Annotated in this window: 19 protein-coding genes; all 19 read left to right on the top strand. The window is 72.0% G+C overall.

From position 1 onward, the window contains the following. The first annotated feature begins 106 nt into the window (after positions 1-106). The 19 genes from IFT72_RS15910 (at position 107) to IFT72_RS04775 (ending at position 18,711) form a co-directional block, all read left to right on the top strand. Complete coding sequence (locus IFT72_RS15910) at positions 107-898, top strand: NRDE family protein (protein WP_192045677.1); 792 nt, start codon at positions 107-109, stop codon at positions 896-898. 56 nt (positions 899-954) lie between these two features. Continuing rightward, positions 955-1,833 carry an amino acid ABC transporter substrate-binding protein gene (locus tag IFT72_RS04690; RefSeq protein ID WP_235491171.1) on the top strand — a complete coding sequence of 293 codons (879 nt, stop codon included), beginning with the start codon at positions 955-957 and terminating at the stop codon, positions 1,831-1,833. Between the two features lie 3 nt (positions 1,834-1,836). Continuing rightward, positions 1,837-2,499 (top strand): amino acid ABC transporter permease, encoded by a 663-nt coding sequence (locus tag IFT72_RS04695; protein WP_056054613.1) that lies wholly within the window; start codon positions 1,837-1,839, stop codon positions 2,497-2,499. Then, positions 2,486-3,298, top strand: coding sequence for an amino acid ABC transporter ATP-binding protein (locus IFT72_RS04700; RefSeq protein WP_167259136.1), 813 nt, complete (start codon positions 2,486-2,488; stop codon positions 3,296-3,298). Before IFT72_RS04695 ends, IFT72_RS04700 begins: the two co-directional genes overlap by 14 nt. A gap of 114 nt (positions 3,299-3,412) precedes the next feature. Then, positions 3,413-4,780, top strand: coding sequence for a SufS family cysteine desulfurase (locus IFT72_RS04705; protein ID WP_192045678.1), 1,368 nt, complete (start codon positions 3,413-3,415; stop codon positions 4,778-4,780). Further along, positions 4,777-5,223: a Fe-S cluster assembly sulfur transfer protein SufU gene (gene sufU / locus IFT72_RS04710; RefSeq protein ID WP_167259138.1), complete on the top strand. Its 447-nt coding sequence runs from the start codon at positions 4,777-4,779 to the stop codon at positions 5,221-5,223. Before IFT72_RS04705 ends, sufU begins: the two co-directional genes overlap by 4 nt. 140 nt (positions 5,224-5,363) lie before the next feature. After that, entirely contained in the window at positions 5,364-7,325 is a 1,962-nt protein-coding gene (gene thrS, locus IFT72_RS04715) for a threonine--tRNA ligase (protein WP_056055891.1), read from the top strand. Between the two features lie 2 nt (positions 7,326-7,327). Beyond that, on the top strand, positions 7,328-7,954 hold the full coding sequence (locus IFT72_RS04720) for an HIT domain-containing protein (protein WP_192045679.1): 627 nt from the start codon (positions 7,328-7,330) through the stop codon (positions 7,952-7,954). A 25-nt stretch (positions 7,955-7,979) separates the two neighbouring features. Then, positions 7,980-8,918 carry a pyridoxal 5'-phosphate synthase lyase subunit PdxS gene (gene pdxS / locus IFT72_RS04725; protein ID WP_056054631.1) on the top strand — a complete coding sequence of 313 codons (939 nt, stop codon included), beginning with the start codon at positions 7,980-7,982 and terminating at the stop codon, positions 8,916-8,918. Further along, complete coding sequence (gene pdxT / locus IFT72_RS04730; RefSeq protein WP_056054635.1) at positions 8,908-9,531, top strand: pyridoxal 5'-phosphate synthase glutaminase subunit PdxT; 624 nt, start codon at positions 8,908-8,910, stop codon at positions 9,529-9,531. The genes pdxS and pdxT overlap by 11 nt, the downstream gene beginning before the upstream one ends. Positions 9,532-9,592: 61 nt before the next feature. Next, positions 9,593-10,360, top strand: a complete 768-nt coding sequence (locus IFT72_RS04735) for a YebC/PmpR family DNA-binding transcriptional regulator (RefSeq protein ID WP_185232602.1) — start codon at positions 9,593-9,595, stop codon at positions 10,358-10,360. Positions 10,361-10,373: 13 nt separating this feature from the next. Beyond that, positions 10,374-10,979 carry a crossover junction endodeoxyribonuclease RuvC gene (ruvC, locus tag IFT72_RS04740; protein ID WP_192045901.1) on the top strand — a complete coding sequence of 202 codons (606 nt, stop codon included), beginning with the start codon at positions 10,374-10,376 and terminating at the stop codon, positions 10,977-10,979. Then, positions 10,976-11,590, top strand: a complete 615-nt coding sequence (ruvA, locus tag IFT72_RS04745; RefSeq protein ID WP_056054645.1) for a Holliday junction branch migration protein RuvA — start codon at positions 10,976-10,978, stop codon at positions 11,588-11,590. Before ruvC ends, ruvA begins: the two co-directional genes overlap by 4 nt. Then, positions 11,587-12,612 carry a Holliday junction branch migration DNA helicase RuvB gene (gene ruvB, locus IFT72_RS04750; protein ID WP_056054648.1) on the top strand — a complete coding sequence of 342 codons (1,026 nt, stop codon included), beginning with the start codon at positions 11,587-11,589 and terminating at the stop codon, positions 12,610-12,612. The genes ruvA and ruvB overlap by 4 nt, the downstream gene beginning before the upstream one ends. Positions 12,613-12,692: 80 nt before the next feature. Continuing rightward, the gene (yajC, locus tag IFT72_RS04755; protein WP_185232604.1) at positions 12,693-13,115 is read left to right on the top strand and encodes a preprotein translocase subunit YajC; all 423 of its coding nucleotides are present in this window, start codon (positions 12,693-12,695) and stop codon (positions 13,113-13,115) included. A 93-nt stretch (positions 13,116-13,208) separates the two neighbouring features. Beyond that, entirely contained in the window at positions 13,209-14,969 is a 1,761-nt protein-coding gene (secD, locus tag IFT72_RS04760; protein ID WP_192045680.1) for a protein translocase subunit SecD, read from the top strand. Continuing rightward, entirely contained in the window at positions 14,969-15,979 is a 1,011-nt protein-coding gene (secF, locus tag IFT72_RS04765; RefSeq protein ID WP_185232608.1) for a protein translocase subunit SecF, read from the top strand. Before secD ends, secF begins: the two co-directional genes overlap by 1 nt. After that, positions 15,976-16,332: a rhodanese-like domain-containing protein gene (locus tag IFT72_RS04770; RefSeq protein ID WP_082514349.1), complete on the top strand. Its 357-nt coding sequence runs from the start codon at positions 15,976-15,978 to the stop codon at positions 16,330-16,332. The genes secF and IFT72_RS04770 overlap by 4 nt, the downstream gene beginning before the upstream one ends. Positions 16,333-16,428: 96 nt before the next feature. Beyond that, a complete protein-coding gene (locus IFT72_RS04775) occupies positions 16,429-18,711 on the top strand; it encodes a bifunctional (p)ppGpp synthetase/guanosine-3',5'-bis(diphosphate) 3'-pyrophosphohydrolase (RefSeq protein ID WP_082514350.1) in 2,283 nt (760 codons plus the stop codon). Position 18,712: the final 1 nt, after the last annotated feature.

The following is an 18,712-nucleotide window of genomic DNA, read 5'->3' on the forward strand; positions in this document are numbered from 1 at the left end:
ACGTCGGGGGCCGTCGGGGAAGCGCCGGCGGCCCGGTAGCGTTGCTGCCTCCACGATGCCCCATCCCGGGGTGGTCGCGCCCCCGACCCGGCCGAGGAGCCTCCCCGTGTGCACAGTCGTCGTCTCCGTCGCCCCGTCCGGCCCCTGGCCCGTGGTGTTCCTCGGCCTCCGCGACGAGGCCGCCGACCGCCCGTGGGATCCTCCGGCCGCCTGGTGGCCCGAGCTCGGCGAGCGGGTGCAGGGCGTCCACGACCGGGAGGCCGGCGGGGCCTGGCTGGCCACGGCGACGGGCCCGGCCCGCGCCTCCGTCGTCCTCAACCGGCACGAGCGGCCGCCGGAGCCGGAGGGCGGGTGGGAGACCCGAGGGGTGCTGCCGCTCCGCGCGGCGGCCGACGGCGACCTGCCCGCCGGGCGTCCGCGCCAGCGTCCCTTCACGCTCCTCACGGCGGACCTGGAGGGGGCGTCGGTGACCTCGTGGGACGGCTCCGCCCTCAGGGCCGAGCGGCTCGCCCCGGGAGTGCACGTGCTCACGCACGGAGCGGTCGACGACGCGGCGGTGCCGCGCGTGGCTCGCTGGGCCCCGTCGTTCCGCGCGGCGGAGGCGCCCACGGGGCCGCCGCCCGCCGAGGGCCGGGCGGACGGGCTCGGCGGTCTCGACGCCCTCGCCGACGCGGGCTCCTCGTGGGGGCCGTGGCTCGACGTGCTCCGCGAGAGCACGGCGCTCGACGAGCGCGACCCGGAGGCCCTGGTGCGCTCCGACCTGCTCGACGGCCGCTGGCTCGGGTCGCTGTCGCTCTCCCTCGTCGCGGTCGCCGCCGACGACGTCCGGCACGTGCACGTGAGGCTCGACGACGAGACGCGGCGTCATCGGGAATCAGCGGGGGCGACGCGCGGTTAGTGTCGGGAGCCACGCCCGACCCGGGCGCAGGAGCACCCCCGACCAGGAAGTCCGACGTGAAGATCACCGCGCCCCGCACCCGCCTCGCCCGCACCGCCCGCACCGTCGCCCTCACCGGCGTCGTCGCCGCCTCCGTGCTCGGCCTCAGCGCCTGCGCCCCCGCGTCGACCGACGGCGTGGTCAGCGCGCCGACCGGCAGCAGCACCGCCGCGGCGGGGGAGGGCACGACCCTCGCCGACGTGCAGGACGCCGGGAAGCTCGTCGTCGGCACCGAGGGCACCTACAAGCCGTTCACCTTCCACGAGGACGGCTCCGGCGAGCTCACCGGCTACGACGTCGAGGTCGTCACCGCCGTCGCCGAGAAGCTGGGAGTCACGCCCGAGTTCCAGGAGACCCAGTGGGACGCGATCTTCGCGGGCCTCGACGCGGGCCGCTTCGACCTCATCGCCAACCAGGTCTCGATCACCGACGAGCGCGAGGCCAAGTACGACTTCTCGGCCCCGTACACGGTGAGCCGCGGCGTGGTCATCGTGCCGGCCGACGACACCTCGATCACGTCGCTCGCCGACCTCGACGGCAAGACCACCGCGCAGTCGCAGTCGAGCAACTGGTACACCACCGCCAAGGACGCCGGCGCCGACGTCGAGGTCGTCGAGGGCTGGGCGCAGTCGATCGCCCTCCTCGAGCAGGGGCGCATCGACGCCACGGTCAACGACGAGCTGACCTTCCTCGACTACCAGCAGACCGACCCGACGGCCGCGGCCGCGGTCAAGGTCGGCGCCACCACCGACGACGTCTCCGAGAGCGCCTTCGTGGTCGCGAAGGGGTCCGACGACCTCGTCGCCGCGATCGACGACGCCCTCGACGAGCTGCGCGCCGACGGCACGCTCGCCTCGATCTCCGAGAAGTACTTCGGCAGCGACGTCAGCGAGTAGCCCGTGCCGTCGTCCGACCTCTTCTGGCGGTCGCTCTGGCCGATCGTGTCGGGCGCCCTCGTGGCCTCGATCCCGCTGGCCCTCGCCTCCATGGCCATCGGGCTCGTCATCGCCCTGGTGGTCGCCCTCATGCGGCTGTCGCCGACGCGCTGGCTGCGGTGGCCGGCCCGCGTCTTCGTCTCGGTCATCCGGGGCACGCCCCTCCTCGTGCAGCTGTTCGTGGTCTTCTACGGGCTGCCGTCGATCGGCGTGCGCCTCGACCCCTGGCCGAGCGCGATCATCGCGTTCTCGCTCAACGTGGGCGGCTACGGCGCCGAGGTGATCCGGGCGGCGATCCAGTCCGTTCCGCGCGGCCAGTGGGAGGCGGCGCACACGATCGGCATGTCGCGCTCGCTCGCGCTGCGGCGCGTCGTGCTGCCGCAGGCGGCGCGCGTCTCCGTGCCCCCGCTCTCGAACACGTTCATCTCGCTCGTCAAGGACACCTCGCTCGCCTCGCTGATCCTCGTCACCGAGCTCTTCCGGCAGGCACAGCAGATCGCGACGGTCTCGAACGAGTTCATGCTGCTGTACCTCGAGGCCGCCCTGGTCTACTGGGTCATCTGCCTCGCCCTGTCGACCGGCCAGGGCGCCCTCGAGAAGAAGCTGGACCGCCATGTCGCCCGCTGACGCCTCCGCCGCCGGCCCCGCCCGCGCCTCCTCGTCCGCCCCCGCCGTGCTGACCGTGACCGGGCTCACGAAGTCGTTCGGGGGCACGGCCGTGCTGAAGGGCATCGACCTCTCCGTCCGCCGTGGCCAGGTGGTCGCGATCATCGGGCCCTCCGGCTCGGGCAAGACCACGGTGCTGCGGTCGCTCAACAGCCTCGAGGTGCCCGACGGCGGCACCGTCGCCCTCTCGACCGGGCAGGTGCTCGACTTCGGGGCGGGGGCGTCGAAGCGCGAGCTGCTCGCCCTCCGCGACCGGTCGTCGATGGTGTTCCAGCACTTCAACCTCTTCCCGCACATGACCGTGCTGCAGAACGTCGTCGAGGGGCCGATCCGCGTCCAGGGGCGCGACCCGGAGGAGGCGCGGAGCGAGGCCCGGGGGCTGCTCGCGCGCGTGGGCCTCGGCGGCCGCGAGGACGCCTACCCCGTCGAGCTCTCCGGCGGGCAGCAGCAGCGCGTGGGCATCGTGCGCGCGCTGGCGCTCCGGCCCGAGCTGCTGCTCTTCGACGAGCCGACCTCCGCCCTCGACCCCGAGCTCGTCGGCGACGTGCTCACCGTCGTGAAGGAGCTGGCGGAGGAGGGCTGGACGATGATCGTCGTCACGCACGAGCTCGAGTTCGCCCGGCGGGTGGCCGACGAGGTCGTCTTCATGGACGACGGCGTCGTGGTCGAGCGCGGCACGCCGGCCGACGTCCTCAACCGCCCGCGCGAGGCGCGCACGCAGCAGTTCCTGCGACGGGTGCTGCGGCCGCTCGACGACTGACGCCGACCGCGGCGTGCGCGGGCCGGGGCGGCCTCCGGGAACACACGGCGCCCCCGCGTCGTTGCACGACGGTGCCGTGGTCGACCCTCGGTACGATCGGCGAGAAGGGACACCGTGACCACCACCTCTACGACCGCCGGCCCTCGGGCCGCCGCGACGACCGCCTCCCCGGGGCCGCTCTCCGACGACGAGGCCGCCCGCCTCCGCGCCGACTTCCCGCTCCTCGCGCAGGAGGTCTCGGGCGAGCCGCTGGCGTACCTCGACTCCGGCGCGACCGCGCAGCGGCCCCGTGCCGTGCTCGACGCGGAGCGCGCCTTCCTCGAGACGACCAACTCGGCCGTGCACCGCGGCGCGCACACGCTCGCCGCCCTGGCGACCGAGGCCTTCGAGGAGGCGCGGGAGACCGTGGCCGGCCTGCTCGGCGCCTCCGCGGACGAGGTCGTCTGGACGGCGAACGCCACGGACGCCCTGAACCTCGTGGCCTACGGCATGGCGAACGCGACCCACGGCCGCGGCGGCGAGCCCGCCCGGAGGTTCGCCCTCCGGCCCGGCGACGAGATCGTCGTCACCGAGGCGGAGCACCACGCCAACCTCGTCCCCTGGCAAGAGCTAGCGGCCGTGACGGGATCGGTGCTCCGCGCCGTCGCGGTCGACGACGACGGCGTGTGGACGGCCGCCGACGCCGCGGCCCTGATCGGGCCCCGGACGCGCGTCGTGGCCGTCGCCCACGTCTCGAACGTCACCGGGCTGGTCGCCCCCGTCGACGAGGTCGTCGCGCTCGCACACGCGGTCGGGGCCCTCGTCGTGCTCGACGCCTGCCAGTCGGTGCCCCACCGCCCCGTCGACGTCCGCGCCCTCGACGTCGACTTCCTCGCGTTCTCGGGCCACAAGATGCTCGGGCCGACCGGCATCGGGGTGCTCTGGGGGAGGGCGGAGCTGCTGGGCGCGCTGCCGCCCTTCCGCACGGGCGGGTCGATGATCACCACCGTCACGCTCGACTCGGCCGAGTACCTGCCCGCCCCGCAGCGCTTCGAGGCCGGCACGCAGCCCGTCTCGCAGGCCGTCGCCCTCGCCGAGGCCGTCCGGTACCTCCAGGCCGTCGGGCTCGACCGCGTGCAGCAGCACGAGGAGGCGCTGGCCGAGTCGCTCGTCACGGGCCTCTCCGCGATCCCCGGCGTCCGAGTCGTGGGGCCGCCCGCGGGCGTCGCCCGCTCGGGCCTCGCCAGCTTCGTCGTGGACGGCGTCCACGCCCACGACGTCGGGCAGTACCTCGACGCCCAGGGCGTCGCGGTGCGCGTCGGGCACCACTGCGCCCAGCCGCTGCACCGCCGGCTCGGCGTCACCGCCACCACGAGGGCGAGCACGTACCTGTACACGACCACGGAGGACGTGGCGCGGCTGCTGACCGGGGTCGCCGGGGTCCGCGCCTACTTCGGCGTGGACGACGGCGTGGCGGCCCCGGCCGGGGAGGGCGACCGATGAGCGGCGCCCTCGACTCCCTGTACCAGCAGGTGATCCTCGACCACGCCAAGGCGCGGCACGGCGACGGCGACCTGCCCGGGGCCGGCGCCGAGCACTACGAGCGGAACCCCACCTGCGGCGACGAGATCACCGTGCGCGTCGCGCTCGTCCCCGGGACGGACCGCGTCGAGTCGCTGCGCTGGCAGGGCGCGGGCTGCAGCATCTCGATGGCGTCCGCGTCCGTCCTCGCCGACGTCGCCCCCGGCCTGACGCTCGACGAGCTCCGGGTCCGGGTCGGGGCGTTCCGCGAGATGATGCGGTCGCGCGGTGCGGGCGAGCCCGACGACGAGCTGCTCGGCGACGCCGTCGCCTTCCACGGCGTCTCGAAGTTCGTCATGCGCGTCAAGTGCGGCATGCTCGCCTGGGTGGCGGCGGAGGCCTGCGCCGTCGAGCTGGCCGCGTAGCGGGGAGGGGCGTCGCCCGCCGCTAAACTGGCCGCCGTCCCCCGAACGCCAAGGAGCACACGACCGTGTCTGACCAGCCTGCCCCCGACGCCAGCGTCACCCCCGACAGCGGCGCCACCGCCCGCCCGGAGACGGTCGAGGTGACGCAGACGACGACCGGCCTCGAGCTGTTCACCGACAAGGCCGTCGTGGCGATCCGCGTGGCGGGCGAGCTCCGCGACCTCGCGTCCGAGGTGCACGCCGGCGACGTCGTCGAGCCGGTCCTGATCGACTCGCCCGACGGGCTCTCGATCCTGCGGCACTCGGCGGCCCACGTCATGGCCCAGGCGGTGCAGGCGATCAACCCCGAGGCCAAGCTCGGCATCGGGCCGCCCGTCACCGACGGCTTCTACTACGACTTCGACGTCGCCGAGCCGTTCACGCCCGACGACCTCAAGGCGATCGAGAAGGGCATGGAGCGGATCATCCGCCAGGGCCAGCGCTTCCGCCGTCGCGTCGTGACCGAGGCGGAGGCCCGGGAGCTCCTGGCCGACGAGCCCTACAAGCTCGAGCTCGTGGGGCTGAAGGGCGGCACCGACGGCGTCGGCGACGACGGCGAGTCCGTCGAGGTCGGAGGGGCGGAGCTCACCGTCTACGACAACGTCGACCCGAAGACCGGCGACGTGGTCTGGTACGACCTCTGCCGCGGTCCGCACCTGCCGAGCACGCGACTCCTCGGCAACGCCACGAAGCTGATGCGCGTGGCCGCCGCCTACTGGCGCGGCTCGGAGAAGAACCCCCAGCTGCAGCGCATCTACGGGACGGCCTGGCCCACGAAGGACGAGCTGCGGGCCTACCAGGCCCGCCTCGAGGAGGCCGCGAAGCGCGACCACCGCAAGCTCGGCGTCGAGCTCGACCTGTTCTCGTTCCCGGACGAGATCGGCTCCGGGCTCGCGATCTTCCACCCGAAGGGCGGCATCATCCGTCGCGAGATGGAGGACTACTCGCGCCGGCGGCACGAGGCGGCCGGCTACGACTTCGTCTACACGCCGCACATCACCAAGGCCAGCCTGTTCGAGACCTCCGGCCACCTCGGCTGGTACAAGGACGGCATGTTCCCGGCGATGAAGCTCGACGAGGCACGCAACGACGAGGGCGAGGTCACGCGCCAGGGCGCCGACTACTACCTCAAGCCCATGAACTGCCCGATGCACATCCTCGCCTACCGGTCGCAGCCGCGCTCGTACCGCGACCTGCCGCTCCGGCTCTTCGAGTTCGGCACGGTCTACCGCAACGAGAAGTCCGGCGTCATCCACGGCCTGACGCGCGTCCGCGGCATGACCCAGGACGACGCCCACATCTTCACGACCCGCGAGAAGATGAAGGAAGAGCTGACCGGCACGCTCGCCTTCGTGCTGTCGCTGCTCCGCGACTACGGCCTCACCGACTTCTACCTCGAGCTCAGCACGAAGGACCCGGAGAAGTACGTCGGCGACGACGACATCTGGGAGACCGCGACGTCGACCCTTCGCGAGGTCGCGGAGGAGTCCGGCCTCGAGCTGGTGCCCGACCCGGGCGGGGCCGCGTTCTACGGCCCGAAGATCTCCGTCCAGGCTCGGGACGCCATCGGCCGCACCTGGCAGATGTCGACGGTGCAGCTCGACTTCAACCTGCCCGAGCGGTTCGAGCTCGAGTACGCGGCCGCCGACGGCACGCGCCAGCGCCCGGTCATGATCCACCGGGCCCTCTTCGGCACCATCGAGCGGTTCTTCGGCGTGCTCACGGAGCACTACGCCGGGGCCTTCCCGGTCTGGCTCTCGCCCGTGCAGGTCGTCGCGATCCCGGTGGCCGACGAGTACGGCGACTACCTCGACGGCGTCGTTGCGCAGCTGAAGGAGAAGGGCGTGCGCGCCCAGGTCGACCACGGCGACGACAGGTTCCCGAAGAAGATCCGCACGCACACGAAGTCCAAGGTGCCGTTCCAGCTCATCGCCGGCGAGGAGGACCGCGCCGCGGGGGCCGTCAGCTTCCGCTACCGCGACGGCTCCCAGGAGAACGGCGTGCCGGTCGCCGACGCCGTCGCGAAGATCCTCGAGGCCATCGAGACGAAGGCCCAGGTCTGACGGTGACGGCGAGCACGCCCACCGGCTCCGGGGGAGAGGGCGCGACGCCCGCCCCCGGGGAGTCGGCGGGCGACTTCGCGGGCGTGCCCGACGCCTTCCAGCGACTCTGGACTCCGCACCGCGCCGTGTACGTCGCCGGCGGGCAGGGCTCGCACGACGACGACTCGTGCCCGTTCTGCCGTGCGCCGTCGCAGGCCGACGAGGAGGCGCTGGTCGTCGCCCGCGGCCGCCACGCCTACGTCCTCCTGAACCTGTTCCCGTACAACCCGGGTCACCTGCTGGTCTGCCCGTACCGGCACGTCTCCACCTACGACCTCGCGACTCCCGAGGAGGTCGCGGAGATCGGGGCGCTGACGCAGACGGCCATGCGCGTGCTCACCGAGGTGTCCCACGCGCAGGGGTTCAACCTGGGCATGAACCAGGGAGCCGTGGGCGGCGCGGGGATCGCGGCGCACCTCCACCAGCACGTCGTGCCGCGCTACGCGGGCGACTCGAACTTCTTCCCCATCGTGGCGGGCACGAAGGCGATCACGCAGCTGCTCGGCGACGTCCGCACCGCGGTCGCCGAGGCGTGGCCGCACGACGAGGCCACTTCGGCACCGGCGGCGTCACCGGGGCCCGCAGCCTGACGAGTGCGCCTAAACTAGGCGCATCATGAGCGACAGCACCCCGACCTCCGTCCCCACCTCCGCCTCCTCGTCGACCGCCGCCGGCACGACCGGCTCCGACCGGGTCAAGCGCGGCCTCGCAGAGATGCTGAAGGGCGGCGTGATCATGGACGTCGTCGACGTCGAGCAGGCGAAGATCGCGGAGGAGGCCGGCGCCGTCGCCGTCATGGCCCTCGAGCGCGTGCCCGCCGACATCCGCTCGCAGGGCGGCGTCGCCCGCATGAGCGACCCCGACATGATCGACGAGATCATCGCCGCCGTCTCCATCCCCGTCATGGCCAAGGCCCGAATCGGCCACTTCGTCGAGGCGCAGGTCCTGCAGACCCTCGGCGTCGACTACATCGACGAGTCCGAGGTCCTCAGCCCGGCCGACTACGTCAACCACATCGACAAGTGGAACTTCACCGTCCCCTTCGTCTGCGGCGCGACGAACCTCGGCGAGGCCCTCCGCCGCATCACCGAGGGCGCGGCCATGATCCGCTCGAAGGGCGAGGCCGGCACCGGCGACGTCTCCGAGGCGACCAAGCACATCCGCACCATCTCGAAGGAGATCGCGCAGCTCAAGGGCCTCGCGAAGGACGAGCTCTACGTCGCCGCGAAGGAGCTCCAGGCTCCGTACGAGCTCGTCGCCGAGATCGCCGCGACGGGCAAGCTGCCCGTCGTCCTCTTCACCGCCGGCGGCGTCGCGACCCCGGCCGACGCCGCGCTCATGATGCAGCTCGGCGCCGACGGCGTCTTCGTCGGCTCCGGCATCTTCAAGTCCGGCAACCCGCGTGAGCGGGCGGCCGCCATCGTCAAGGCGACCACGTTCTTCGACGACCCGCAGGTCGTGGCCGACGCGTCCCGTGGCCTGGGCGAGGCCATGGTCGGCATCAACGTGCCCGACCTGCCGGCGCCCCACCGCCTCGCCGAGCGTGGCTGGTAGCCCCTCGACGGAGGCGCGGGGCCCCCGGGTGGGGGTCCTCGCCCTCCAGGGCGACTTCCGTGAGCACCTCGCGGTGCTCACGGCCCTCGGCGCCGAGGCCGTGCCCGTCCGTCGCCCCGACGAGCTGGCCTCGGTCTCCGGCCTCGTCATCCCCGGCGGGGAGTCCACCGTGATGGACAAGCTCTCCCGGACCTTCGGCATGGCCGAGCCCCTCCGTGCCGCGGTGGACGGCGGCCTGCCCGTCTACGGCACCTGCGCGGGCCTCATCATGCTGGCCGACCACGTCGTCGACGGCACCCCCGGGCAGCGCACGATCGGCGGGCTCGACGTCTCCGTCCGCCGCAACGCGTTCGGCGGCCAGACCGATTCCTTCGAGACCGACCTCGACGTGCCCGTGATCGGCGGCCCTCCCGTGCACGCGGTCTTCATCCGCGCCCCCGTCGTCGACAGGGTCGGGTCGCTGGCCACCGCGGTGGGCGTGCTCGACGACGGCCGCGTGGTCGCGGTCGAGCAGGGCTCCCTGCTCGGCACCGCGTTCCACCCCGAGGTCACGGCCGACTACCGGTTCCACGCCCGGTTCCTCGACAAGGCCCGCGCCTTCGCCTCCCGCTGACCTCTCCGGCGGCGACGGCCGGTACACTGATCCGGATCATCTGCCGTAGGTAAGGAGCACCGTGTCCGGGCATTCCAAGTGGGCCACGACCAAGCACAAGAAGGCCGTCATCGACAGCCGTCGCGCGAAGTCGTTCGCCAAGCTCATCAAGAACATCGAGGTCGCCGCCAAGCAGGGCGGTGCCGACATGTCGGGCAACCCGACCCTGGTCGACGCGGTGCAGAAGGCCAAGAAGACCTCGGTGCCGAACGACAACATCGACCGCGCGATCAAGCGCGGCGCCGGCCTCAGCGGCGAGGTCGTCGACTACCAGACCATCATGTACGAGGGCTACGGCCCGAACGGCGTCGCCCTGTTGATCGAGTGCCTCACCGACAACAAGAACCGGGCCGCCGCCAACGTCCGCACGGTCATGTCGCGGAACGGCGGCACCATGGCCGACCCCGGCAGCGTGGCGTACAACTTCAGCCGCAAGGGCGTCATCGCGGTCATGAAGACCGACGAGCTGACGGAGGACGACGTCCTCGCTGCCGTCCTCGACGCCGGCGCCGAGGAGGTCACCGACCGCGGTGAGGGCTTCGAGATCGTGACGGAGCCGTCCGACCTCGTCCCCACCCGCACCGCGCTCCAGGACGCCGGCATCGACTACGACTCCGCCGACGTGGAGTTCGTGCCCGGCCTCAAGATCGAGGTCGACCTCGAGACGGCCCGCAAGGTGTTCCGGCTCGTCGACGCGCTCGACGACGACGACGACGTCCAGAACGTCTACGCCAACTTCGACGTTCCCGCCGACGTGCAGGCCGCGCTCGACGACGACGACGAAGACTGACGAGGCCGTGCCGCTGCGGGTGCTCGGCATCGACCCCGGCCTGACGCGCTGCGGCGTCGGCGTGGTCGAGGTCGACGCCCAGCGGCGCGCCACCCTCGTCGCCGTGACGGTCGTCCGGTCGGGCGTCGACGAGCCTCTCGAGCAGCGGCTCATGACGATCGGCCGGGGCATCGAGGCCCTCGTCGACGAGCACCGGCCCGACGCGATGGCGATCGAGCGCGTCTTCGCGCAGGACAACCTGCGCACCGTCATGGGCACCGCGCAGGTCAGCGGGCTCGCGCTGCGTGCCGCCGCCGAGCGGTCGATCCCCGTGGCGCTGCACACCCCCTCCGAGGTGAAGGCCGCCGTCACCGGCTACGGGTCCGCCGACAAGGCCCAGGTCGCCGCCATGGTGGCCCGGCTGCTCGGCCTCGCCGAGCCGCCCCGTCCGGCGGACGCCGCCGACGCCCTCGCCATCGCGATCTGCCACGCCTGGCGTCGCGACGGTCGCACGACCACCGTGCCGTCCGCCTCGTCCTCGGCGTCGGGCGGTGCCGGCACGGCCGCCGGGCTGACGCCCGCCCAGCGGGCGTGGCGCGACGCGGAGAAGCGTCAGCGGGCTCCTAGGCTGGGGGCATGATCTCGTCCGTCCGGGGAACCGTGCTGTCCGCCTCCGGGACGACTGTCGTCGTCGAGGTCGGGGGAGTGGGCCTCCGCGTCGGCGTCACGGCCCAGCTCGCCCTGACCCTGCGGCCCGGCGAGACGGCGATGCTCCACACCGCCCTCGTCGTCCGGGAAGACGACCTCTCCCTCTTCGGCTTCGCCGACCGCGAGGAGCTCGAGGTCTTCGACCTGCTCCGCAGCGTGACGGGCGTCGGCCCGAAGAGCGCCCAGGGAGTGCTCGGGCACCTCAGCCCGTCGCAGGTCGCCCACGCCGTCGCCGACGACGACGACGCGGCGTTCCGTCGCGTCTCGGGCATCGGCCCGAAGACGGCGAAGCTGATCGTCCTGTCGCTGGCCGGCAAGCTCGACGTCGCGGCGTCCGCACCCAGCGTCACCGCCGCCTCCAGCACGGCCGCCGACGTCCTCGTCGCGCTCGTCGGCCTCGGCTGGTCGGAGCGCGAGGCCCAGGCGGCGATCGACTCCGTCGTGGCCGCCCGGGGCGACGACGTCGCCGCGGCCGTGCCGCAGCTGCTCCGGGCGGCGCTCGGCCACCTCGGGCCGCAGAAGTCGCTCGGCGCCCGCTCGTGACCGACGCCGACCTGACCCGGCCCACCGTCGAGTCGGAGGCGGAGCTCGCCTTCGAGGGCGCGCTCCGGCCGACCTCGCTCGGCGAGTTCGTCGGGCAGGCGAAGGTCCGTGGGCAGCTGGAGCTGCTCCTCAAGGCCGCCGCGATGCAGGGGCGGTCGCCCGACCACATCCTGCTGGCCGGTCCGCCCGGGCTGGGCAAGACGACCCTGGCGATGATCGTGGCCCACGAGAGCGGCCGCCCCCTGCGCATGTCGTCCGGGCCGGCCATCCAGCACGCCGGCGACCTCGCCGCCGTGCTCTCGGCCCTGGTGCCGGGCGAGGTCCTCTTCATCGACGAGATCCACCGCATGGCGCGCTCCGCGGAGGAGATGCTCTACCTCGCCATGGAGGACTACCGGATCGACATCATGGTCGGCAAGGGCGCGGGGGCGACGAGCATCCCCCTCGAGCTCTCGCCCTTCACCCTGGTGGGGGCGACGACCCGCAGCGGGATGCTGCCGAACCCGCTCCGCGACCGCTTCGGCTTCACGGCCCACCTCGAGTTCTACGACGAGGCGGAGCTCGCCGAGGTGCTGCGACGCGCCGCCTCGCTCCTCGGCATCGCCGTCGACGGAGAGGCCCTGGCCGAGATCGCGGGCCGGTGCCGCGGCACGCCGCGCATCGCCAACCGCCTGCTGCGCCGGGTGCGCGACTACGCCCTCGTCCACGGCCGTGACGCCGACCTCGCGACGGTGCGCGCGGCGCTCGAGCTCTACGACGTCGACGACCTGGGGCTCGACCGCCTCGACCGGGAGGTCGTGAAGACCATCCTCACCCGGTTCGACGGGGGGCCCGTCGGACTCGGCACGCTCGCGGTCTCCGTGGGGGAGGAGGCCGACACCATCGAGTCGGTCGTCGAGCCCTTCCTCGTCCGGGTGGGCCTCCTGGTCCGGACCCCGCGCGGGCGGGTGGCCACCGCGACGGCGTGGCGGCACTTCGGCCTGTCGCGCGGCTCAGGGGCGCTGTTCGGCGATGAACTATGATCTCCGGAGGTCGGTGAGGCCAGGGGCCCCCGCAGCACCGCCGCCGACGACAACCTCCTAGCTCCGAAAGGCAGTTCCTCATGGACGCCACATCGCTCATCATGGTCCTCCTCTTGGTGGTCCTCGTCTTCTTCATGTTCCGCAACAAGAAGAAGCGCGACCGCCAGCAGGCCGAGCTGCAGACCGCGCTCGTCCCCGGGGTCGAGGTCATGCTGACCTTCGGCGTCTACGGCACCATCGTCTCGATCGACGACGAGACCACCACGGCCGAGGTCGAGGTCGCCCCGGGCACCGTCCTGAAGGTGCACCGCCAGACCCTCGGCCGGGTCGTGACGCCCCCGGTCGCCGCCGACGACGAGACCGTCGTCGACGAGGCCGACGACGTCGACGGCCGTCCCGCCGCCGCACCGGTCGACCTCACCAAGCCCGCCTTCGGCGAGCGTGCCCCGGGCGACCGGGTCGACACCTCGGCCTCCGACGACGAGAACCCCCGCACCGTCTAGACCGCCGTCGCGGGGCCACGACGTGGCCCCGCTCGACCACCGGCGCGCGCTCCTCACCAGGGCGCGCGCTCCCATGAGAAAGCAGACTCCTCCGTGGCACGCTCGACGCCGGTCAAGAAGGCCCTTCGTTCCCTGACCTGGTTGTTGGTCATCATCGCGGGGCTGACCGCCCTCAACGGCACCGCCACCCTGCTGAACGGCAAGGCCGACTGGGCCGCCGGAGCCAGCTGGGTGCCCGAGCTCGCGCTCGACCTGCAGGGCGGCACGCAGATCACCCTCGCGGCACAGCTCGCGAGCGGCGAGTCCGTCTCGAGCCAGCAGCTCGACCAGGCCGTGACGATCATCCGCCAGCGCATCGACTCGGCCGGGGTCTCCGAGTCGGAGATCACCCGCCAGGGCTCGCAGAACATCGTCGTCTCCATCCCCGGCCGGCCCGACAACGCGACCCTCGAGCGCATCGAGGCCTCGGCGCGCCTGACCTTCCGCCCCGTCCTGTACACGGAGGCCGTGAGCACGGCCGCCGTCGGGGGCGACGACACCGACGGCGCGTCGGCGAGCCCGTCCGCCACGCCCTACACGCCGAACCCCGAGCTCAACTCGACCCCCACCGCCTCGCCGACCAACGCCTCCGACCTGGCGTGGATCACCGAGCAGCTGGCCGACGAGTACACGAACTACCAGTGCGCCGCCGACAACGACCTCGCCACCGCGCCGGACGACGAGCCGCTCGTCACCTGCTCGACCGACGGCACGTCGAAGTTCATCCTCGGCCCGGTCGAGGTGCAGGGCAGCGACATCAGCGACGCCACCAACGGCCTCGCCACCGACTCGCAGGGCAACTCGACGAACACCTGGGCCGTGAACCTCGAGTTCAACGGCCAGGGCTCGCGCAAGTTCAGCGACGTCACCTCCCGCCTCGTGACCCTGCAGGCGCCGCAGAACCAGTTCGCGGTCACGCTCGACAACCAGGTGATCACCGCCCCGTCCGCCAACGCCGCGATCACCGACGGCAAGGCGCAGATCACCGGCTCGTTCACGCAGGACACCTCGAAGACCCTCGCCGACCAGCTCAAGTTCGGCGCGCTGCCGATCAGCTTCACGGTGCAGAGCAACGAGAACATCACGGCGACGCTCGGCCAGACCCAGCTCGTCAGCGGCCTCATCGCCGGCCTGATCGGCCTCATCCTCGTCGTCATCTACTCGCTCGTGCAGTACCGGGCGCTGGCCTTCGTCACGATCCTGTCGCTGGTGATCGCGGCGACCCTGACCTACCTCGTCATCGCGATCCTCTCGTGGCGGGAGGGCTACCGGCTCTCGCTCGCCGGCGTGACGGGGTTGATCGTGGCCATCGGCATCACCGCCGACTCGTTCATCGTGTACTTCGAGCGCATCCGCGACGAGCTCCGTGACGGGCGCATCCTCGAGTCCGCCGTCGAGTCGGGCTGGCGTCGGGCCATCCGGACGATCATCGCGTCGGACACGGTCAACTTCCTCGCCGCCATCACGCTCTTCATCCTCGCGGTGGGCAACGTGAAGGGCTTCGCGCTCACGCTCGGCATCACGACGGTCATCGACCTGATCGTCGTGGCACTGTTCACGCACCCGATGCTCCAGCTGATCGCCCGCACGCGCTTCTTCGGCGAGGGCAACCCCCTCAGCGGGCTCGACCCCAAGGCCCTCGGCGCGGTCTACCGCGGCCGGGCACAGTTCCGCACCCCGGCACCCGTCGGGGCTCGCAAGGGCGCCGGTGGCCGCGAGGCCGCCAAGCGCCAGACCATCGCGGAGCGCAAGGCCGCCGAGAAGAACGGCGACCGTGTCGACGACACGACGCGCACTGACGGGAAGGACTCCTGATGGCCAGTTTCTCGAAGTTCGGGAACGACCTCTACACGGGGGCTCGCTCCTACGACATCGTCGGCCGACGCCGTACCTGGTACATCGTCGCCGTCGTCGTCCTCATCCTGTCGGCCACGGTGCCCTTCCTCCGCGGCGGCTTCCACTTCGGCATCGAGTTCACCGGCGGGTCCGAGTTCCAGGTGGCCCAGCCCGCCTCCCTCGACCAGGACGTCGCGACCGAGACCGTCGAGGCGGCGGCGCCCGGCTCGACCCCCCGCGTGACGCAGGTCGGCTCCGACACCATCCGCGTGCAGACCTCGCAGCTGGAGCCGGCGCAGACGAACGACGTCGCCGACGCCCTGGCCGAGGCCTACGACGTCCCCGCCGACCGGGTCACGTCGTCGTTCATCGGGGCCTCGTGGGGCGCCGACATCACGGGCCAGGCCATCAAGGGCCTCGTGATCTTCCTCATCCTCGCCGCGATCGGCATGACGCTCTACTTCCGGACGTGGAAGATGTCGCTGGCCGCCATGGCGGCCCTGCTGCACGACCTCGTCCTGACGGCCGGCATCTACGGCATCGTCGGCTTCGAGGTCACCCCCGCGGCCGTCATCGGCTTCCTCACCATCCTGGGCTACTCGCTCTACGACACGGTGGTGGTCTTCGACAAGATCCGCGAGAACACCACGGAGGACGGCGAGAGCTCGAGGCGGACCTTCGCGCAGTCGGTCAACCTCGCCGTCAACCAGACGCTCGTGCGGTCGATCAACACGTCCGTGGTGGCCCTGCTGCCCGTCGCGGCGATCCTGTTCATCGGCGCGTTCGTCCTCGGGGCCGGCACGCTGCGCGACATCTCGCTCGCCCTGTTCATCGGCATCCTCGTGGGCACCTACTCGACGATCTTCATCGCGTCGCCGCTCTACGCGACGCTGCGGATGCGCGAACCGGCCCTGGCCGACCGCGACGCGAAGAAGTCGGCGGCCTCCGCCCCCGTCACCGCCGACGAGCGCGCCGAGGTCGGCTCGTGACCGCCGCGGCCGGCTCGTCCGACTTCCCCGACGTCACCGCCGCGGAGGCCGTCGCCCTCGTCGCCGACGGCGGCTACCTGCTCGACGTCCGCGAGCGCTCCGAGTGGGACGCCGGCCACGCGCCGCAGGCCGTGCTCGTGCCGCTCTCCGAGCTGGGGGAGCGCCTCGACGAGGTGCCGACCGACCGAGACGTGCTCGTCGTCTGCCACTCGGGGATGCGCTCGATGCGTGCCTCGGCGGCGTTGCGTCGGTCAGGTCGCCGTGCCGTCAACGTCGAGGGCGGCATGCTCGCCTGGCGCGACGCCGACGGCGAGCTGACCCGCGACGGCGGGGGCCCGGCGTCGGTCGACTGACCGCGAGAGGGTAGCGTTGTCGGAGCGGGCCACCGCCACGGCCACCACCCACCCGACGGGGCCGAGGAGGCCCCAGGACGAGAGCGAGGCGCGGTCGTGACCGAGATCACCACGAGGAACGACGCGCCGCCCGAGCCGCAGGGCACGGCGTCGCTCCGCACCCTGTTGCCCCGGCTCTTCTCCCGCAGCCAGCCGGCCGGTGCCGTCGACCGCCTGGTCAAGACCGTCCGCATGCACCACCCGAAGGCCGACCTCGTGGTCATCGAGAGGGCCTACAGCGTCGCCGAGCGCGCCCACCAGGGGCAGCTGCGGAAGAGCGGCGAGCCGTACATCACGCACCCCGTGGCCGTCGCCCAGATCCTCGCCGACCTCGGCATCGGCTCCAAGACCGTCGCCGCCGCCCTCCTGCACGACACCGTGGAGGACACCGACTACACGCTCGACATGCTGCAGCGGGACTTCGGCGACGAGATCGCGATGCTGGTCGACGGCGTCACCAAGCTCGACAAGCTGAAGTACGGCGACAGCGCCCAGGCCGAGACGGTCCGCAAGATGGTGGTCGCGATGTCGAAGGACATCCGCGTGCTCGTCATCAAGCTGGCCGACCGCCTCCACAACGCGCGCACCTGGGGCTTCGTCGAGTCGGAGTCGGCGACGCGGAAGGCGACCGAGACCCTCGAGATCTACGCGCCGCTCGCGCACCGGCTCGGCATCCAGGCCATCAAGTGGGAGCTCGAGGACCTCTCCTTCGCCGTCCTCCACCCGAAGCTCTACGTCGAGATCGACAACCTCGTCAAGCAGCGCACCCCGCAGCGTGAGCAGTTCGTGCAGAACGTCATCGACGCGGTGAAGTCAGACCTCAAGTCGACGAAGATCCGGGGCGACGTCGTCGGCAGGCCGAAGCAGTACTACTCGATCTACCAGAAGATGATCGTGCGCGGCCGCGAGTTCGACGAGATCTACGACCTCGTCGGCATCCGGGTCCTGGTGAACTCGCTGCGCGACTGCTACGCCGTGCTGGGGTCCATCCACGCCCGCTGGAACCCCCTGCCGGGTCGCTTCAAGGACTACATCGCGACGCCGAAGTTCAACCTCTACCAGTCGCTGCACACGACGGTGATCGGGCCGAAGGGCCGACCGGTCGAGATCCAGATCCGGACGCACGAGATGCACCAGCGCGCGGAGTTCGGCGTCGCCGCGCACTGGAAGTACAAGCAGCGGATGAACGGCGGGCGTGACGACTCCAGCACGGGCGCGCGCACCGAGACCGACATGGCCTGGCTGGCCCACATCTCCGACTGGCAGGCCGAGACGGCCGACCCCGGCGAGTTCCTCGACAGCCTGCGCTTCGAGATCGGCGCCAAGGAGGTCTACGTCTTCACGCCGCAGGGCAAGGTCATCGGCCTGCCCTCCGGCGCCACGCCCGTCGACTTCGCGTACGCCGTGCACACCGAGGTGGGCCACCGGACGATGGGCGCCAAGGTCAACGGCCGCCTCGTGCCGCTCGAGAGCGTGCTCAACAGCGGTGACGTCGTCGAGGTGTTCACCTCGAAGAACCCGGACTCGGGCCCCAGCCAGGACTGGCTGAGCTTCGTCAAGAGCCCCCGGGCCCGGAACAAGATCCGTCAGTGGTTCACCAAGGAGCGCCGCGACGAGGCGATCGAGCAGGGCAAGGACGCCATCGCGCGGGCGATGCGCAAGCAGAACCTGCCGCTGCAGAAGCTGATGAACCAGGACTCGATCGCCGAGGTCGCCTCGCAGCTTCGACACGACGACGTCTCGAGCCTGTACGCCGCCGTGGGCGAGGGCCACATCTCGACGCAGTCGGTCATCGAGAAGGTGCTCGCCGCGGTGCAGCAGCAGAACGAGGTCGACGAGGGCGAGTTCGAGTTCCCGAGCAAGGGCGTCACGCGTCCGCTCCGCAACAGCGACTCGGGCGTGCTCGTCCGCGGGGCCCCCGACATCCTCGTCAAGCTCGCCAAGTGCTGCACGCCGGTGCCGGGCGACCAGATCGTCGGGTTCGTCACGCGGGGCCAGGGCGTCAGCGTGCACCAGGCCAACTGCCACAACGTGCAGGGACTGATGAAGGAGCCCGAGCGGATGATCGACGTCGAGTGGGCGCCGTCCTCGAAGAGCGTCTTCCTCGTCCAGATCCAGATCGAGGCCCTCGACCGCAGCGGCCTGCTCTCCGACGTGACCCGGGTGCTCTCCGAGCACCACGTCAACATCCTCTCCGCGAGCGTGTCGACGTCCGACGAGCGTCTGGCCCTCAGCCGCTTCGTCTTCGAGATGGGCGACACCACGCACCTCGACCGTGTCCTCAACGCCGTGAGGCGCATCGACGCGGTCTACGACGTCTACCGGGTGAGCGCCGGCTGAC

The organism is Frigoribacterium sp. CFBP 8754 (assembly GCF_014841815.1).
Lineage (GTDB): Bacteria > Actinomycetota > Actinomycetes > Actinomycetales > Microbacteriaceae > Frigoribacterium > Frigoribacterium endophyticum.